Source organism: Bradyrhizobium sp. JYMT SZCCT0180, from assembly GCF_018130165.1.
Lineage (GTDB): Bacteria > Pseudomonadota > Alphaproteobacteria > Rhizobiales > Xanthobacteraceae > Bradyrhizobium.
Genome location: NZ_JAFCLZ010000011.1, coordinates 137,488 through 154,090, shown reverse-complemented (window position 1 = coordinate 154,090; position 16,603 = coordinate 137,488). Strand labels below are relative to the sequence as shown.

The 16,603-nt window shown below is 62.0% G+C and carries 19 protein-coding genes; 7 read left to right on the top strand and 12 right to left on the bottom strand.

The window, feature by feature from the left end:
* Nucleotides 1-114: 114 nt before the first annotated feature.
* Nucleotides 115-1,290 (bottom strand): vWA domain-containing protein, encoded by a 1,176-nt coding sequence (locus JQ641_RS17840; protein WP_192740051.1) that lies wholly within the window; start codon nucleotides 1,288-1,290, stop codon nucleotides 115-117.
* Between the two features lie 148 nt (nucleotides 1,291-1,438).
* Between JQ641_RS17840 and JQ641_RS17835 the strand changes: the two genes are divergently transcribed.
* From JQ641_RS17835 to JQ641_RS17825, 3 genes are all read left to right on the top strand, one after another.
* Nucleotides 1,439-1,681 (top strand): GlsB/YeaQ/YmgE family stress response membrane protein, encoded by a 243-nt coding sequence (locus JQ641_RS17835; RefSeq protein WP_192740052.1) that lies wholly within the window; start codon nucleotides 1,439-1,441, stop codon nucleotides 1,679-1,681.
* Nucleotides 1,682-1,779: 98 nt separating this feature from the next.
* Nucleotides 1,780-2,622: an AAA family ATPase gene (locus JQ641_RS17830; RefSeq protein WP_211997282.1), complete on the top strand. Its 843-nt coding sequence runs from the start codon at nucleotides 1,780-1,782 to the stop codon at nucleotides 2,620-2,622.
* Nucleotides 2,623-2,704: 82 nt separating this feature from the next.
* Complete coding sequence (locus JQ641_RS17825) at nucleotides 2,705-4,210, top strand: flavin-containing monooxygenase (protein WP_211997281.1); 1,506 nt, start codon at nucleotides 2,705-2,707, stop codon at nucleotides 4,208-4,210.
* Between the two features lie 45 nt (nucleotides 4,211-4,255).
* Here the strand turns inward: JQ641_RS17825 and JQ641_RS17820 are convergent, their stop codons facing one another.
* From JQ641_RS17820 to JQ641_RS17810, 3 genes are read right to left on the bottom strand one after another with little or no spacing between them, the layout of a single operon-like run.
* The gene (locus JQ641_RS17820; protein WP_211997280.1) at nucleotides 4,256-5,272 is read right to left on the bottom strand and encodes a methyltransferase; all 1,017 of its coding nucleotides are present in this window, start codon (nucleotides 5,270-5,272) and stop codon (nucleotides 4,256-4,258) included.
* 19 nt (nucleotides 5,273-5,291) lie between these two features.
* Entirely contained in the window at nucleotides 5,292-6,335 is a 1,044-nt protein-coding gene (locus tag JQ641_RS17815) for a Bug family tripartite tricarboxylate transporter substrate binding protein (protein ID WP_249150528.1), read from the bottom strand.
* 22 nt (nucleotides 6,336-6,357) lie between these two features.
* A complete protein-coding gene (locus JQ641_RS17810; RefSeq protein ID WP_211997279.1) occupies nucleotides 6,358-6,861 on the bottom strand; it encodes a MarR family winged helix-turn-helix transcriptional regulator in 504 nt (167 codons plus the stop codon).
* Between the two features lie 174 nt (nucleotides 6,862-7,035).
* Here JQ641_RS17810 and JQ641_RS17805 point away from each other — a divergent pair, with 174 nt between their 5' ends.
* The 3 genes from JQ641_RS17805 to JQ641_RS17795 are packed head-to-tail and all read left to right on the top strand — an operon-like array spanning nucleotide 7,036 to nucleotide 9,828.
* On the top strand, nucleotides 7,036-8,085 hold the full coding sequence (locus JQ641_RS17805; RefSeq protein ID WP_211997278.1) for an aromatic ring-hydroxylating dioxygenase subunit alpha: 1,050 nt from the start codon (nucleotides 7,036-7,038) through the stop codon (nucleotides 8,083-8,085).
* Between the two features lie 4 nt (nucleotides 8,086-8,089).
* Nucleotides 8,090-8,842: a GntR family transcriptional regulator gene (locus JQ641_RS17800; RefSeq protein ID WP_211997277.1), complete on the top strand. Its 753-nt coding sequence runs from the start codon at nucleotides 8,090-8,092 to the stop codon at nucleotides 8,840-8,842.
* 8 nt (nucleotides 8,843-8,850) lie between these two features.
* Nucleotides 8,851-9,828 (top strand): PDR/VanB family oxidoreductase, encoded by a 978-nt coding sequence (locus tag JQ641_RS17795; protein ID WP_211997276.1) that lies wholly within the window; start codon nucleotides 8,851-8,853, stop codon nucleotides 9,826-9,828.
* Here the strand turns inward: JQ641_RS17795 and JQ641_RS17790 are convergent.
* From JQ641_RS17790 to JQ641_RS17760, 7 genes are all read right to left on the bottom strand, one after another.
* Nucleotides 9,825-10,256 carry a hypothetical protein gene (locus JQ641_RS17790; protein WP_211997275.1) on the bottom strand — a complete coding sequence of 144 codons (432 nt, stop codon included), beginning with the start codon at nucleotides 10,254-10,256 and terminating at the stop codon, nucleotides 9,825-9,827. The two genes, JQ641_RS17795 and JQ641_RS17790, sit on opposite strands and share 4 nt — an antisense overlap.
* Nucleotides 10,256-11,086, bottom strand: coding sequence for a hypothetical protein (locus tag JQ641_RS17785; protein WP_349628582.1), 831 nt, complete (start codon nucleotides 11,084-11,086; stop codon nucleotides 10,256-10,258). The genes JQ641_RS17790 and JQ641_RS17785 overlap by 1 nt, the downstream gene beginning before the upstream one ends.
* Nucleotides 11,087-11,100: 14 nt before the next feature.
* Nucleotides 11,101-12,744, bottom strand: a complete 1,644-nt coding sequence (locus tag JQ641_RS17780; protein ID WP_211997274.1) for a GMC family oxidoreductase — start codon at nucleotides 12,742-12,744, stop codon at nucleotides 11,101-11,103.
* A gap of 29 nt (nucleotides 12,745-12,773) precedes the next feature.
* A complete protein-coding gene (locus tag JQ641_RS17775; protein WP_211997273.1) occupies nucleotides 12,774-13,367 on the bottom strand; it encodes a GNAT family N-acetyltransferase in 594 nt (197 codons plus the stop codon).
* A 142-nt stretch (nucleotides 13,368-13,509) separates the two neighbouring features.
* Nucleotides 13,510-14,436 carry an SMP-30/gluconolactonase/LRE family protein gene (locus tag JQ641_RS17770; protein ID WP_211997272.1) on the bottom strand — a complete coding sequence of 309 codons (927 nt, stop codon included), beginning with the start codon at nucleotides 14,434-14,436 and terminating at the stop codon, nucleotides 13,510-13,512.
* Between the two features lie 162 nt (nucleotides 14,437-14,598).
* Nucleotides 14,599-15,435: an AraC family transcriptional regulator gene (locus JQ641_RS17765; protein ID WP_211997271.1), complete on the bottom strand. Its 837-nt coding sequence runs from the start codon at nucleotides 15,433-15,435 to the stop codon at nucleotides 14,599-14,601.
* 136 nt (nucleotides 15,436-15,571) lie between these two features.
* Nucleotides 15,572-15,880, bottom strand: coding sequence for a hypothetical protein (locus JQ641_RS17760; protein WP_211997400.1), 309 nt, complete (start codon nucleotides 15,878-15,880; stop codon nucleotides 15,572-15,574).
* Between the two features lie 226 nt (nucleotides 15,881-16,106).
* Between JQ641_RS17760 and JQ641_RS17755 the strand changes: the two genes are divergently transcribed.
* The gene (locus JQ641_RS17755; RefSeq protein WP_192740064.1) at nucleotides 16,107-16,325 is read left to right on the top strand and encodes a hypothetical protein; all 219 of its coding nucleotides are present in this window, start codon (nucleotides 16,107-16,109) and stop codon (nucleotides 16,323-16,325) included.
* Between the two features lie 125 nt (nucleotides 16,326-16,450).
* Here JQ641_RS17755 and JQ641_RS17750 read toward each other — a convergent pair whose 3' ends face one another.
* Nucleotides 16,451-16,588, bottom strand: a complete 138-nt coding sequence (locus JQ641_RS17750; RefSeq protein ID WP_192740065.1) for a hypothetical protein — start codon at nucleotides 16,586-16,588, stop codon at nucleotides 16,451-16,453.
* Between the last annotated feature and the right edge of the window lie 15 nt (nucleotides 16,589-16,603).

Genomic DNA, 16,603 nt, shown 5'->3' with positions numbered 1-16,603 from the left:
CAGGCCCGTCTATGGCCTCATGGTTCGAGACGCGCTTCGCGCTCCTCACCATGAGGGTCTTGCTTTGTCCGTCATTCCGGTTCGCGCTCACGCGCGCCCCCGGAACGACGAGAATTACCGCACCAGTTCCTTCATCGCGCCTTCGAGGCCTTCGATCGTGATCGGGTACATCCGCTCCGAGAACAGCCGGCGAATGATGGTGGTGGATTCCGAATAGTCCCAGTGCTTCTTCGCCACCGGATTGAGCCACACCGCGTGCGGATAGGTGCGCGTGATGCGATCGAGCCAGACCGAACCGGCCTCCTCGTTGACGTGCTCGACCGAGCCGCCGGGGACCATGATCTCGTAAGGCGACATCGAGGCGTCGCCGACGAACACCACCTTGTAGTCGTGCGGGTATTTATGCAGCACGTCCCAGGTCGGCGTGCGGTCGGTGAAGCGCCGCTTGTTCTGCTTCCAGACGCCTTCATAGAGGCAGTTGTGGAAGTAGAAATATTCCATGTGCTTGAATTCGGTCTTCGCCGCCGAGAACAACTCCTCGACCTGCTCGATATGCGAATCCATGGACCCACCGATGTCGAAGAAGACCAATACCTTGACCGCGTTGCGCCGCTCGGGGCGCATATGCACGTCGAGATAGCCGTGGTTGGCGGTCTCCTTGATCGTGGTGTCGAGGTCGAGTTCATCGGGTGCGCCGGTGCGGGCGAACTTGCGCAACCGCCGCAGCGCGATCTTGATGTTGCGGATGCCAAGCTCGACATTGCCGTCGAGATCCTTGAACTCGCGCTTGTCCCACACCTTGACGGCGCGGTTGTTGCGGTTCTTTTCCTGGCCGATCCGTACCCCTTCGGGATTGTAGCCGTGGGCGCCGAACGGCGAGGTTCCTGCCGTGCCGATCCACTTGCTGCCGCCCTGATGGCGGCCCTTCTGTTCCTCAAGCCGCTTGCGAAGCGTCTCCATGAGCTTGTCCCAGCCCATCGCCTCGATCTGCTTCTTCTCTTCCTCGGTGAGGTATTTCTCCGCGAGCTTCTTCAGCCATTCGGCGGGAATGTCCGCCTTCTCCATGGCGTCGAGCAGGTTCTCCAGCCCCTTGAACACGGAGCCGAACACGCGGTCGAACTTGTCGAGGTTGCGCTCGTCCTTCACCAAAGCGGCGCGGGAGAGGTAATAGAAATTCTCCACCGTCTGGTCGGCGAGGTCGGCGTCGAGCGCCTCCATCAGCGTCAAATATTCACGCAAGGTCACCGGGACCTGTGCGTCGCGCAGCGATGTGAAGAATTGCAAGAACATGGAATACAGATTGCCCGCCGGGCCGCTGGCGTCAAGGGCCGGCGGATTCCCGACGGGGAAGGCCAGCGCATACCAGACAGGCCTAGACCGGGAGGGTTTTTCCTCTAGAATTGAGCCATAAAGGGCTTATTCCGGCAGGGGAAATTCAATGGGGATCATAGCTGCACTGATCATCGGTGCGATTGCGGGCTGGCTGGCCGGTAAGATCGTGCGCGGCGCGGGTTTTGGGCTGATCGGCAACATCGTGATCGGCATCATCGGCGCGTTTCTTGCGAGCTGGCTGTTGCCGCAACTGGGCGTCAGCCTCGGCGCAGGCTGGATCCGCGACATCGTCAACGCCACCATCGGCGCCGTGATCATCCTGGTGATCCTCTCGCTGGTCAAACGCTGAGAGGCGCGCATCACCTCCCATCGCGACCGCCGATCCGGCGGTCGTTTACTGTTCAGGCCGATAGCGGCGCAAGAACGAACAACAAGGCAAAGAGATAGATGAAATTTACCGGCACCAAGGACTACGTCGCCACCGAAGACCTCAAGGTCGCGGTCAACGCCTCGATCGTGCTCGAGCGCCCGCTGCTGATCAAGGGCGAGCCCGGTACCGGCAAGACCGTGCTGGCCGAGGAAGTCGCCAAGGCGCTCGGCGCGCCGCTACTGACCTGGCACATCAAGTCCACCACCAAGGCGCAGCAGGGCCTTTACGAATACGACGCGGTCTCGCGGCTGCGCGACAGCCAGCTCGGCGATGCCAGGGTCTCCGACATCTCCAACTACATCAAGCGCGGCAAGCTGTGGGAAGCCTTCACCCATGACAAGCGCCCGGTCCTGCTGATCGACGAAATCGACAAGGCCGACATCGAATTCCCCAACGACCTTCTGCTCGAACTCGATCGCATGGAGTTCTTCGTCTACGAGACCGGCGAGAACATCAAGGCGAGCCTGCGCCCGATCGTGATGATCACCTCGAACAACGAGAAGGAATTGCCGGACGCGTTCCTGCGCCGCTGCTTCTTCCACTACATCAAGTTCCCCGACGCCGACACCATGGGCCGGATCGTCGACGTGCACTTCCCCAACATCAAGAAGCGCCTGGTCGAGGAAGCGCTGCGGATCTTCTTCGAGGTGCGCGAAGTGCCGGGCCTGAAGAAGAAGCCCTCGACGTCGGAGCTGCTGGACTGGCTCAAGCTGCTGCTCAACGAGGACATCACCCCGGAAATGCTGCGGGAGCGCGATCCGCGCAAGCTGATCCCGCCGCTGCACGGCGCGCTCCTGAAGAACGAGCAGGACGTGCACCTGTTCGAGCGGCTGGCGTTCCTGAGCCGCCGCGAAGTGTAATCGCAAGACGACAACGCCAGAACTCCGGTTCTGGCGTTTTGCTATTGAAACGACAAAACCAACGACAAGAAGAACAGGGAAGATGAACGTTCAAACCCAGATTCATGCCGCCTCGCCCGGCCATACCGAGCATTTCGACGTCCTGATCGCGGGCGCCGGCATCTCCGGCGTCGGCGCGGCCTACCACCTCACCACGCAATGTCCGGGCACGAGTTTCGTCGCGCTTGAGACCCAGAAGACGTTCGGCGGCACCTGGAGCACGCACCGTTATCCGGGCATCCGCTCCGACAGCGACCTGCATACGTTCGGCTACCGCTTCAAGCCGTGGACCTCGGCGCCGATCGCGAGCGCTGCCGAGATCCTCAAATACATGGGCGATGTGATCGAGGAGAACGATCTCGCCCGCCATATCCGCTACCAGCACACCATCACTTCGGCGACCTGGTCGAGCGAACAGAGCCTCTGGACCATCGAGGCCACGCGGAGCGACACCGGCGAAAAGCTTCGCTTCACCACCAATTTCTTCTGGATGTGCCAGGGCTATTACCGCCACACCGAAGGTTATACGCCGGAGTGGAAGGACATGGCCAAATTCAAGGGCCAAATCGTTCATCCGCAGAAATGGCCTGAAGCTCTCGACTACAAGAACAAGCGCGTCATCGTGATCGGCTCCGGCGCCACGGCCGCAACGCTGATCCCGGCGCTCGCCAATGACGTCGCGCATGTCACCATGCTGCAGCGTTCGCCGACCTATTTCCGCACCGGCCGCAACGCCATCGAGATCGCCGAGCAACTGCGGCAGTTGCAGGTCGACGAGAAGTGGATCCACGAAATCACCCGGCGGAAAATCCTGTTCGATCAGGACGCGTTCACCCGCAAGACCTTCGAGGAGCCGGAAGCGGCGAAGAAGGATTTGTTGTCGGCGGTGGAAGCCTATCTCGGCAAGGACTACGACATTGCGACCCACTTCACGCCAAAATACCGGCCGTGGCGGCAGCGCATCGCGTTCATTCCCGATGGCGACCTGTTCCAGGGCATCAAGTCGGGCAAGGCTTCGGTCGTCACCGACGAGATCGAGCGCTTCACCGAGAAGGGCATCCTGCTGAAATCCGGCAAGGAGCTGGAAGCCGACGTCATCGTCACCGCGACCGGCTTCAACCTCTCGGCCAATGGCGACATCGAATTCGCGGTCGATGGCAAGAAGCTGGATTTCGCCGATACCGTGACCTATCGCGGCATGATGTTCACCGGCGTGCCGAACCTGGTCTGGGTGTTCGGATATTTCCGCGCCAGCTGGACCTTGCGCGTCGACCTCGTCGCCGACTTCGTGTGCCGCCTGCTCAACCACATGAAGGAAACCGGCGCCAAGAAAGTGGTGCCGCAGCTTCGGCCGGAAGACCACAACATGCCGCTGCTGCCCTGGATCGATCCGGAAAATTTCAACCCCGGCTACATGATGCGCGGCATGCACCTGTTGCCCAAGCGCGGCGACAAGCCGGAATGGCAGCACAACCAGGATTACTGGGCGGAGAAGGATGAATTCCCGGCCATCGACCTGAAGGACCACGTCTTCGTCTACGGCTCCTGATGATGGGCTGCCCGAGTGACGGAGACATCCGTCACTCGGCCGATATCAGCGGAGATGAGCCTCAATCACGTTGAAGCGGCCGGCTGGATAAATCGCGGCGAGGACAAAACCGCTTTGGGCAAGCAGTTCGGCATATTGCCGCTTGGTGCGCTCGAGCCCGCCCGGCCCGCGAAGCATGTTCAGATCGCTCAGGGCGTGCGCCCTGTCCTCGTCGGTCGTCGTTGGCGATTCCGGCATCAGCCGTTCGACCAGCAGCAATTTGCCGTCGCCCGGCAGCGCCTCGCGGCAGTTGCGAAGGATTGAGGTGCTGCGGGCGTCGTCCCAATCGTGGATCACGCTCTTGAGGATGATCGCGTCGGTGGCCGGCGGAATGCGCTGAAAGAAATCGCCGGCTACGGAATCGACGCGGTCACTCACGCCGATGTGCCGAAGATGGCTGGTTGCGGCCTCTGCGCACCTCGGAAGGTCGAAGACAGTGCCGCGCAGCTGCCGGTTTTGCCTCGCGATAGCGCCGAGCAATTCACCCGACCCGCCTCCCACATCCATCAAATGCGACAATCCGCTGAAGTCGTAGCATCGCAGAATTTCCGGCGTTACAGCCCGCGTCAGGTCCGTCATCGCGGCATTGAATTTGGCGACGTTGCCAGGCGTTTGCCCCATCAAATCAAAGCTGTTCTCGATGCCCAGAAGTTGCGCGGCGGTTTTGCCGGTCATGACCGATTCGAGCATCCCGCTCCAAGACTTCGTGAGCATCTCCGCTTCCAGGATGGCCCACGCCTTGAACGATTGCTCGGATGCGCCGTCGAGGCAGGCCCCCACGTCAGTCAATGCGTAGGAATTGTCGCTGGCCCGCGCACACAGGCCGATGGTGGAAAGCGCGGTGAGCAGACGTCCGAGCGCGCGCTCCTCCGCGCCGGTCGCCTCCGCAAGCTTGCCCACGGTCTGCGGGCCGTCTCGCAGAAGCTCCGCCAGCCCCAGTCGCACCGCGACATGGATCGCCGCTGTAACGCGGTGCGACTGTATCAAGTCGAGAAGCTTGAGGGCCGGCTGTTGTGACGACATGGCCTCTCCGATCGCAGGTTTATTGCGGGTTCCGGATATCAATCACTTTAGTGAGTTGGTTGACCGCGGCTCGTTGCTTTTCGATCGCTTGTTTCAGCTCCTCGGTCGTTCCGTTGAGCACATTATGCCCGCTTGTCTCCAGTTTTCGGCGAACATCGGCGTCGCGGCAGATCGCGGCGACATCAGCGGCAATCCGGTTTCTCACGGCTTCGGACAAGGCCTTGCCGCCATAAATTCCCGCCAACCCATCGATTTCAAGCTCGGGGTAACCGAGTTCACGCACGGTCTTGATGTCCGGCAGCGTGGCTGCGCGGCTTGGATTGACGACGGCGAGAAAGCGCGCCTTTCCAGCCTGAACGGGCGAGGACGAGGCGGTCAACGAGGTCAGAAGCGCCTGTATCCGGCCCTCACCCAGATCAGCCTGCGGCTGTGAGGCGTCGCGATAACTGACGAAATTCATCTTCAGATCGTGTTGTTTCAGGAAAGCTGAAAATACAAATCGCGGCAGGGTGGGTCCGGACGCCCAGGCATATTTCTCGGGGTTGGTCCGCAGCGCCGCGATCAATTCCGGAATACTGTTGACCGAGAGCTGGTTGCTGACCGCTAGCGTCAAAACGATCGCTGTGGTCGACGCAATCGGCACCAGATCGTGGTTGACGTCGTATGGCAGCCGGTCGACGAGCAGCGGCGCCACCGTGATGGAGCCGGCCACCGTATACAACAGCGTATGATCGTCCTGGCTTGCGACGAACGATCCGACGCCAATCGTACCTTCAGCGCCAGGCCGGTCCTCAACTACGACCGGCTTACCCCATTTTTTGCCAAGCGCGTCGGCGAAAATTCGGGCCGCCGCATCGTTGGCGCTTCCGGGCGGAAAGGTCACGATCAGCTTGACCTGCCGCTCAGGCCAATCCGCTCTTGCGGACATCGGCGCAACAAGCGCCGTGACACAAGCCGCAAGAACAGCGATCGAGCGCAGCCCTCGCGCCTTGCACGAGGTGGATTTTCCTTGAGCTGAGCGATGGGCCGACCATGTTGAACCATGAGACATTTGCGAGAACATTTTCACGACTGCCTCCCATTCGTTACTGGCTGGATTTGCGTTGCGGCTTTCGGCGACCGTTTCCGGGACGGGCGTAAGAATCATTCGCTTCAATGACGCGCACGAGCATGTCCAGCAACGCGCGCCGTTCATCTGGCGATAGCGGCGCCAGCAGGCGCTCTTGGGCGGCCAGCAATTCGGGACTCAAGCGGCGGCGCAACGCCGCGCCCCGTTCGGTCACGTAGAGCTTGCGCGCGCGCCGGTCATCGGGATCGATCTTCCGCTCGACGAGGCCCTTGCCCTCCAGTTCGTCGATCATCTGGCCAAAATTGACCACATCGACGCCCATGCGCTCGGCCACCTGTCGCTGGCCCCTCCCCGGCTGCTCCAGGACGGCCACGAGGACGCCAAAAAGCATCGGCGTCAGATCCTCGCCGCTTAGTATCTCGGCGGTGACACCAAGGCAGATTTGATTGAAACGACGCGCCAAATGGGCCGGCACACGGTGAGACGGTAAAACTTCCGGCGAAGCGTGCGACTCGGCCATGATCCACCTATAACATAAGAATTATTATTATAATAATTAGTATCATATGTCAAAGCCAAATGAAATTTTACTATGTATACTTTAATGGTTTTATATTACCTTTAATGCCTGCTATTTGCAAGAATAAGGCTATTTATGTATACATCCTGAATTCATTAGACGTGGAGTGCAGCCATGCCGTCATCGTTCCCGCTCAATGCCTGGTACGCCGCCGCCTGGGACATCGATCTCAAGCACGCGCTGTTTCCCCGCACGATCTGCGGCAAGCATGTGGTGATGTACCGCCGCTCTGACGGCCAGGTGGCCGCACTGGAGGACGCCTGCTGGCACCGGCTGGTGCCGCTGTCGAAAGGCCGGCTCGACGGCGACACCGTCGTGTGCGGCTATCACGGGCTGAAATACAATGCGCAGGGCCGCTGCACCTACATGCCCTCGCAGGAGACCATCAACCCTTCCGCCTGCGTGCGCTCCTATCCCGTGGTCGAACGGCATCGCTTCGTCTGGCTGTGGATGGGCGACCCGGCGCTGGCCGATCCGGCGCTGGTGCCTGACATGCACTGGAACGACGATCCGGCCTGGGCCGGCGACGGCAAGACCATTCAGGTGAAATGCGACTACCGCCTCGTGGTCGACAATCTGATGGACCTCACCCACGAGACCTTCGTGCACGGCTCCAGCATCGGCAACGACCACGTCGCCGAAGCCCCGTTCGACGTCACCCATGGCGAGCGCACCGTGACGGTGACGCGCTGGATGCGCGGCATCGAGGCGCCGCCGTTCTGGGCCGCACAGCTCGGCAAGCCCGGCCCGGTCGACCGCTGGCAGATCATCCATTTCCAGGCGCCCGGCACCGTCAACATCGATGTCGGCGTGGCGCCCGCCGGCACCGGCGCGCCGGAAGGCGACCGCTCGCAGGGCGTCAACGGTTTTGTTCTTAACACCATGACGCCGGAGACCGACGCCACCTGCCACTATTTCTGGGCTTTCGTGCGCAACCACCGCCTGACCGAGCAGAAGCTGACCACCGAAATCCGCGAAGGCGTCTCCAATATTTTTCGCGAGGACGAGATCATCCTCGAGGCACAACAGCGCGCCATGGACGAGAACCCGGACCGCACCTTCTACAATCTAAACATCGACGCTGGCGCGATGTGGGCGCGGCGCGTGATCGATCGCATGGTGGCCCACGAGACATCGCCGCCGACCGCACAAGCCGCGGAGTGAGGCCATGAGCGAACGCGATTCCGAACGCTCGATCTCGCAGACGGTGCGGGCCCAGCTCGCGCTGCGCGACATGATCCTGTCCGGGCAATTGCGGCCGGGCGAGCGCATCAGCGAATTGCAGGCGGTCGAGATCACCAGCGTGTCGCGGACGCCGGTGCGGCTGGCGCTGGTCCGGCTCGAAGACGAAGGCCTGTTGCAGGCGATCCCCTCCGGCGGCTTCATGGTGAAGGCGTTCACCGAGCGCGACATTCTCGATTCGATCGAGCTGCGCGGTACGCTGGAAGGCCTCGCCGCCCGCTTTGCCGCCGAACGCGGCGCCAGCGCGCGCAGCCTTGAACCACTGAAGGAGTGCCTCGCCGACCTCGATCAGCTGGTCCGCCAGGATCCGGTCTCGGTCGAAGCCTTTTCCGCCTATGTGACCATGAACGCGCGCTTTCACGCGCTGCTCACCGAACTCTCCGCCAGCCCGCCGCTGATCCGGCAGATCGACCGCGTCTCGGCATTGCCGTTTGCGTCCCCGAGCGGCTTTGTGATGGCGCAGTCGGCGCTGCCGGAAGCGCACCAGATCCTGCTGATCGGCCAGGACCATCACCGCATCGTGGTGGACGCGATCGAGAACCGCGAGGGCGCGCGCGCCGAAGCCATCATGCGCGAGCATTCGCGCCTCGCCGCGCGCAACCTGCGGCTGGCGCTGCGCAACCGCACGCATCTCGATTTGCTGCCGGCGCTCGCTCGGCTTCAATCCCCAGCAGAATAGGGGTCATCATGCGCTTTGCCGAACAATGGAGCTGGTGCACGGTAGATAGCATCCGTGACGTCACGCCTGGCATCCGCGAATTCCGCCTGCGCCCGGACGGCGGCGTGGCGCCCTACCCGGCCGGCAGCCATCTCAACGTCGCGGTGCTGATCGACGGGCAGCCCGCACGGCGGTCCTATTCGCTGGTCGGCGATCGCGATCCACACACCTATCGCATCGCGGTGCGACTGGCGCCGGACAGCCGCGGCGGCTCGCGCGCGATGTGGAGCCTCAAGCCGGGCGCGCGGATCGAAATCTCCAATCCAACATCGCTGCTCGATGTCGACTGGAACAGGCAGAATTATTGCCTGATCGCCGGAGGCATCGGCATCACCCCGATATCAGGCATCGCCAGCGCCCTGCACCGGCGGAATATCGACCTGCGCCTGCATTACGCGGTGAAATCGCGCGGCGACGCCGCCTATCTCGACGAACTATCCTCGGCACTCGGTAACCGGCTGGTCGTCCACGCCAGCGACGAAGGCGCGCGGCTCGATCTCGATGCCACCTTCCGCGCACTACCATCGGATGCGATCGCCATCATGTGCGGACCGATGCGGATGCTGGAGGCGGCGCGGCGCGCCTGGAACGCTGCCGGGCGGTCTCCCGCCGATCTGCGCTACGAAACCTTCGGCTCCAGCGGCCTGCTGCCGACGGCGGAATTCCGCGTGCGCCTGAAGGACACCGGCGCCGAGCTCGTCGTCTCGCCCAACAGCTCCATGCTCGACGTGCTCAACGACGCCGGCTTCGAGGTGATCTCGGACTGCCAGCGCGGCGAATGCGGCGTCTGCGCGGTCGATGTCATCGCCGTCGATGGCGAGATCGACCACCGCGACGTGTTCTTCAGCGACCAGCAGAAGAAAGACAACCGCAAGATCTGCCCCTGCGTATCACGCGCTGTCGGAATCGTCACCATCGACACGCTGTACCGGCCCGAAGCGGCCTAAGGCCCGGAGCACCAGCCTCGCCAGCGAGGTATCTCGCCTTCGCCCCACCAACGCATCTGCCGCACCTTGCCGCTCTGCTCCAAAATCATCTGCAGAGCCGCAGCAAGACGTTCGACCGTGTCGGTTGTCGGGATCTTCTTCAGCAGCCGTCGAACGAAAGGACGCGAAGGTTCGATGAAACACAGGAAGCCGTTCTCGTACTCCTGGTAATTGCCGCATCCGAGCCAGAGGGGAAAGGCAGGATTTTCGAGATCGATCCGCCACCCCCAATCCTCCGGACCCAGGTACGAAACCGCGAAGCCGTGGCGCGGGAGTTCCTCCGACAAAAACTGTGCCAGTCGTTTCCCATACAGCCCGGGATTGACCTGTTCATCTTCGCCAGGTTCTGGCGGAAACGCCGTGGAGACGAATTCGAGATGCGTTCTCATCACGACGCCCGACCATCTCCAAAAGTGCCGGCGATCACATTGAACAGCTCGACTAGGGCCCTGACGCAGAGAACATATTCGCGGTCATTGCTGCAACCCTCGTAAGTCGCGACACCCGGCACAAGCCGACCCAGCAAGCCGGCAGCTCCTTCGACGTCGAGCCCGAACTTCAGCTCGTCGGCATGAAAGATTCGAAACTTCAATGGGGACCACATGCGAAACATATTGCCACCGAGCCAGACGCCAATCTCGAAAACGAGGTCGCTATCAGTCTTTTTCCGCCAACGGTTGCGAGAGTAACCTTCGAACCCGCGTGCGGAGCAGAACTGTTCGAGAAACGGAATCACGTCCTTCTTCTTCAACCCGTCCTTGGCGTCGATAGCCAACCGTTCGGCTTCCACCGCCCGCGCACGGCGAAAGAGCGCGCTCCGGTTCTCCCTGAACTCCCGATCCTCCCAGACCTTCTTATGATGCTCAAGCAGGCATTTGAGGAGTGGTGGATGCTGGTATGGCGGCTCAATGGGACCTCTCGCGGCGAAGAGTTCATCCAGAAACGCCGAGCGGTATTGAGGTTGAATAGCGAAATGCCTCATATCGGAATCGCACTTTCCTATGGACAGCATGGTCTCCAAGGCGACTTCGTCCCAGTATCGGTTGAGCAATTGCGACTGATGCTCTCCGCAAAACCGGATGATCTCGTTCTGCCAAACATGGTGAACGGAGAAGCCAAGAGACTCGAATGCGCGCTGCGTTGGACCTCGGCCGGGCCATTTCGACACCACCCGGAGAAGCGGATGGTCTTCCGTCAGTTGCGCGTCATCCGCCGGCACGCTGAGCCGCCCCCTTAGACATAACCCGTCAGCTTCGCCGCCTCCGGCGCGGCCTTGCCACGGATCATGTCGGAGGCCTTGTCGGCGATCATCATGGTCGAGGCGTTGAGATTGGCCGAGATCATCCGCGGCATGATCGAGGCATCGACCACCCGCAGGCCCTGAAGCCCGTGCACGCGCAGCTGGTCATCGACGACAGCCCATTTGGTATCCGCCGGCCCCATCCGGCAGGTGCAGCCGGGGTGGAACGTGGTGGTAGCGCGCTCGGTGGCCGCGGCGAGAAACTCGTCGTCGCTCTGCACTTTCGGTCCGGGGAAATCCTCATAGGCGTAATATTGCGACAGCGGCGCGGAGGCGAGCAGCCGGCGCGCCAGCTTCATGCCGGCGACGACGACGCGGCGATCGAGCTCCTCGACCAGATAATTGCTCTGGATGATCGGCGGCGCAAACGGATCGGCCGAACGGATGCGGACATAGCCGCGGCTTTCCGGGCGCTGCTGCCATGAGGCGATGGTCATGCCGGGCTCGTCTTCGAGCTGGCCTTGCACGCCCTCCTTGTAGCTCGCGGGCGTGAACGTCAGCTGCAGGTCGGAGCTTTCGGTGGTCTCGCCGGAATGCCAGAAGCAATAGACCATGGTCGGCGACAGCGACAGCAAGCCGCGTCGCGTCGTCGCCCATTTCAGCGCCTCGACCCAGAGGCTCAGCCCGCGTCGAAGCTCGTTAATGGTCCTGATGTTCTTGACGCGCGCGACCGAACGCGGCGCGTAATGATCCTGCAGGCCCTCGCCGACGCCTGATAGCGCGTGACGGACCTCGATGCCGTGCGACTGCAACAGCTCCGGCGAGCCGACGCCGGACAGTTGCAACACTTGAGGTGAATTGTAGGTGCCGCCGCAGAGGATGACTTCCTTGTTGGCGCGCACTTCGGTGGGCGTGCCGCCCTTGCCGCCCTTCAGGTAGCGGACGCCAACCGCGCGCTTGCCTTCGAAGATGATGTTGGTGACATGTGCATGCGTCCGCACATCGACATTCCCGCGTTTTACCGCCGGATGCAGGAACGCGGTCGCGGCGCTGACGCGCAGGCCGTTCTGAATGGTGCGCTGGGCGTAGGAGACGCCTTCCTGGATCGCGCCGTTGTAATCGGGGTTGCGCGGAATGCCCAGACTCATCGCGCCCGCCATGAACGCCTCGCACAGCGGATCCCGCCAATCCATCGTCGTGACGGTCAGGTTGCCGTCGCGCCCGCGATAGGTTTCATCGCCCTCGCCGACGCGTCGCTCCAGCCGCCTGAAATAGGGCAGAATGTCCGGGTAGCCCCAGCTGCGATTGCCGAGCTGCGCCCAGGTGTCGAAATCCTGGCGCTGGCCGCGGTTATAGATATGGCCGTTGATCGACGACGAACCGCCGAGCGTCTTGCCGCGCGGCGCGTAGATGCTGCGGCCGCCGGTCCACGGCCCCGGCTCCTGCTGATACGCCCAGTTGATGCTCTTCATGTGGAACGTCTTGATGAAGCCGGCCGGCAGATGGATGTAGGGATGCCAGTCCTTGCCCCCTGCCTCGAGCACGCACACACGGGTGCCTGCATCTTCGCTAAGACGATTGGCGAGCACGCTGCCTGCGGAGCCCGCGCCAATGATCACATAATCGAACGTTTCCATCACACTTTTTTCTGCCGCGGGCTGAAGAACTACCGCAGTCTATCGTTGAGTTGATAATTGAGATGCGCCTTCACCGTCGGCCACTCGCTGGCGATAATGCTGAACACCACGGTATCGCGCAACGTGCCATTCGGAGCGATCACATGGTTGCGCAAGATGCCATCCTGCTTGGCGCCCAGGCGTTCGATGCCGCGGCGGCTCTGCTGGTTGAAGAAGTGCGTGCGGAATTCCACCGCGATGCAATCGAGCGTCTCGAACGCATGCGTCAGCAACAGCAATTTGCACTGCGTATTGACGGCGCTGCGCTGCACGCGCTTGGCGTACCAGGTGGAGCCGATCTCGACGCGCCGGTTGGCCGCATCGACATTCATGTACGTCGTCATGCCCGCGATCTTGCCGTCGGCATCGAACACCGTGAACGGCAGCATCGAGCCTGATGCCTGCAAGCCCAGTCGGCGATCGATCTCCTTGCTCATGTCTTCCGGCGCCGGCACGAAGGTGTACCAGAGATTCCACAGCTCCCCGTCCCGCACCGCTTCGGTCAGGCCGTCGCGTTGATCGTGCGACAGCGGTTCGAGCCGCGCGTAAGCGCCGCGAAGGGTAACCGGTTCAAGCCAGGGCATTGTATTCGTCCTCTCCCCTCATCCTGAGGAGCGCTTCACTTGAAGCGCGTCTCGAAGGATGAGGCCATCGCAATTCATTCATGGTTCGAGACGCGTCGCAAGTGCGACGCTCCTCATCATGAGGGTATCGCAAGCAGCGCCATTATTTGTTCAAGAAATTCAGCGGCAGGCCCGGGCGCGGCCAGTCCATCGCGACCAGTTCGCCCTTGCCTGACAGCGTGATGTAGGCGGTCTTCAGGTCGGGCCCACCGAAGGCGATATTGGTGGTCATGCGGTCGCCGGTCGGCACCTGCTCGACCAGGGTGCCGTCGGGTGCGATCACGGAGATGCAGCCCGAGATCAGCGTCGCGACGCAGATATTGCCTGAGGCTTCGACCGCGAGCGAGTCGAACATCTGGTAGCCGCCGAGACCCGTGATCGGCTTGCCGCGTTCACCGCGATAGATAGGCTCACGCGGCTTCAGCGTGCCGGGCGCGGAGAGTTCGTAGGCCCATAGCCGCGCGGTCGGCGTTTCGGCGATGTAGACGGTGTTTTCGTCCGGCGACAGCCCGATGCCGTTGGCCGGCAGCACGCCGTGCACGATTTCGACAATCTCCTTCATGCCGGGCTTGACGTAGTAGACGCCGCCGACGTCCATGTCGCGGGCCCGGCGCTTGCCGAGCTCGGAGAACCACAGGCCGCCATGCTTGTCGAAAACGAGGTCGTTAGGACCCCGCAGCGGATAGTCGCCGCATTTGTCGACCATCGTCTCGACCTTGCCGTTCGAGAGGTCGACGCGCTGGATCGAGCCACCGAGATAGTCATCGGGCTGCGGACCCGGCATGATCACCTTGCCCGTGGGTATCCAGCTAAAGCCGCCATTGTTGCAGAAATACATTTTGCCGTCGGGGCCAAGCGCTGCGCCATTGGGGCCACCGGGGACTTCCGCGACCACCTCCTTGCGCCCGTCCGGCCAGATCCGCGTCAGCCGCCGGCCGCGGATTTCGACCAGCACGACCGAGCCGTCAGGCATGACCACCGGGCCTTCCGGAAACTCCAGATCGGTGGCGAGAACGCGGACATTTCCCATGAAATCCTCCCGGCTTTTTATGGCTGCAGGCGGACTCCAAGCTCATTTCCGCACGCGCAACGCTGACGTTGCGTCATGTTATGGCAAAGCAGATCACGCTTGCCAAGCAACCGCAGGCCATTGGGACACGCAGGGCAGCCCTGCGGGAGATTGCGTCTGCCCCTACTCGCGAACCGGTATCCAGATTTCCAGTCCGCCATTGCCGGTCGCGGGATCGAACTTCTCGTCATAGCGCTCGAAACTCGGCGCGTCGGCGGCTTTCATGCCGGATGCCGGCAGCCAGTGATTCCAGATCGTGTGGACGGTGCGGCGAATGGTCGAGATGTGCTCGGTGTGGGTAAACACGGCGTATTTCTGTTCGGGAATCCGCACCCGCTGGAATTCACGCGGCAGGTCGGAGAAATCGGTCACTTCGACGGCGGCGACATAGTCGAAATTGCCGGCATCGTCGGCGTTGCAGCAGACGCCATAGGCCACTTTGCCGACCCGGCCGGGGACATGGTCGATGGTCTGATTGAAACGCTGCCACAGGTTCGGAATAAAAGCGCCTTCGTTTTCGTGGGTGCAGCGTTCGCCGATACCGGCGACCAGCAAGGCCTTGCCGGTCTCGAAACGCGGGGGCTTGAGATGATCGAGCGCAGTTGAAATCATGACGATGGGCTCCTGAAGCTTGAGACGATCGAGGCACGTTCCTGATCGAACCATCTCAGGCGTGATGCCGAAATGGTCGCGGAACGCACGGGTGAAGGCTTCGTGAGAGCTGTAATCCGCATCCAGCGCGAGGCTGAGAATGTCAGGCGCGCCGGCGCCAAGCGCACGCGCCGCGTTAGAGAGACGACGCGCGCGAACATAGCGCATGACCGAATATCCGGTCGCGGCCGCGAACGCCCGCACCAGATGGAAGCGCGAGACGCCGGCGATCGCGGATATCTCGTCGAGGGTCAACGGCCCGGCGAGATGACTTTCGATGTACCAGAGCGCCTTCTGGGCTGGATTCATGGGTGACAGCTTTCCTATCGAAGCGGCCGCATCATGAACGCTTGCCGCGCGCCGCATTTGACCGGCGTTGCTCTCGCGGTCGCCATAGCGTCGCGGGGAACCGCGGGTGTGCTACACATCGCCCGGAATGACGGCGTTACTTCGCCGCAGCCGGCGCCGCATCCTTCGCCGGCGCATCGGCCTTCTTCTTCAGTTCTTCCGCCGTCTTCTTCTGCAGTTCGTCCACAAATTTCTGCAAGGCGATGACGCTTCCCTTCAGCGCCTCGATCTGCCGGTTGGCGGCATCGAGCTTCTGCTGATTGTCCTGCGTCATTTTGTTGATGGTCTTTTGCAGGAAGTCGACATTGCTCTGCAGGCAGGAGGTGCGCCGCTCCATGGTTTTTTCGACGGTGCAGATTTCGATGCCGGGAACATCCTGCCCGTAGCTTGCGCAGGGCATCAGCATTGCTGCAACGGCGACAGCGGTTCTTGCAATCCGGGCGATCATCCAATCCTCACTCAAACTTCATTCGGTCAATCACATCAATTTGCTCGTATCAGGCCGCCGGCTGCAGCGATACCACACTGATACCGCATTCAGGCGGTGAGCTTCCCCATTATGGGTGTGGATGGACTTTCGCCGGGGAACCCAAACGTCAGGTTTGCACGCCCCGGCAATGGAGATTGAACATATGGCAACGCGCGAGAGGCGGCTGGCACAGTTCGATGGCAACGGGGAACCGCCGCCGGACCGGCCGGTGGAGGTGCTTTGCGAGGATCACAGCGGCACATATCAGTTACCGTTCGCCTGCCGCTGGATCGAGGGCCAATGGCGCAATGAGCGGACCGGCGGCGCCCTTGAGGCGACCGTGGTCGGCTGGCGGCTGCCACGGGTGAGCAGTCAGGTTTGACGGGCATTTTCCGGGGCCGCAGGCCAGCCGGACGCGCGGCGCATTGTTCCAGAAAGCGACGATAACGCGCGTCTTCCCGAGCGGTCTTAAGTTTCGGAACGCGGACGGAACGAATCGCGCCCGAATCACTGCTTGGCGGCTGTACTCCTCTGTTCACGGCTAGATATCGGCTGGAACGTGATGCGGCGCACCACATGCAGCACCGCCACGATCGGCCGCAACCAGCGGCCGACGACAAAGGTTAATTCCTCCGGGGATGACATGACGATCTCCTTTGG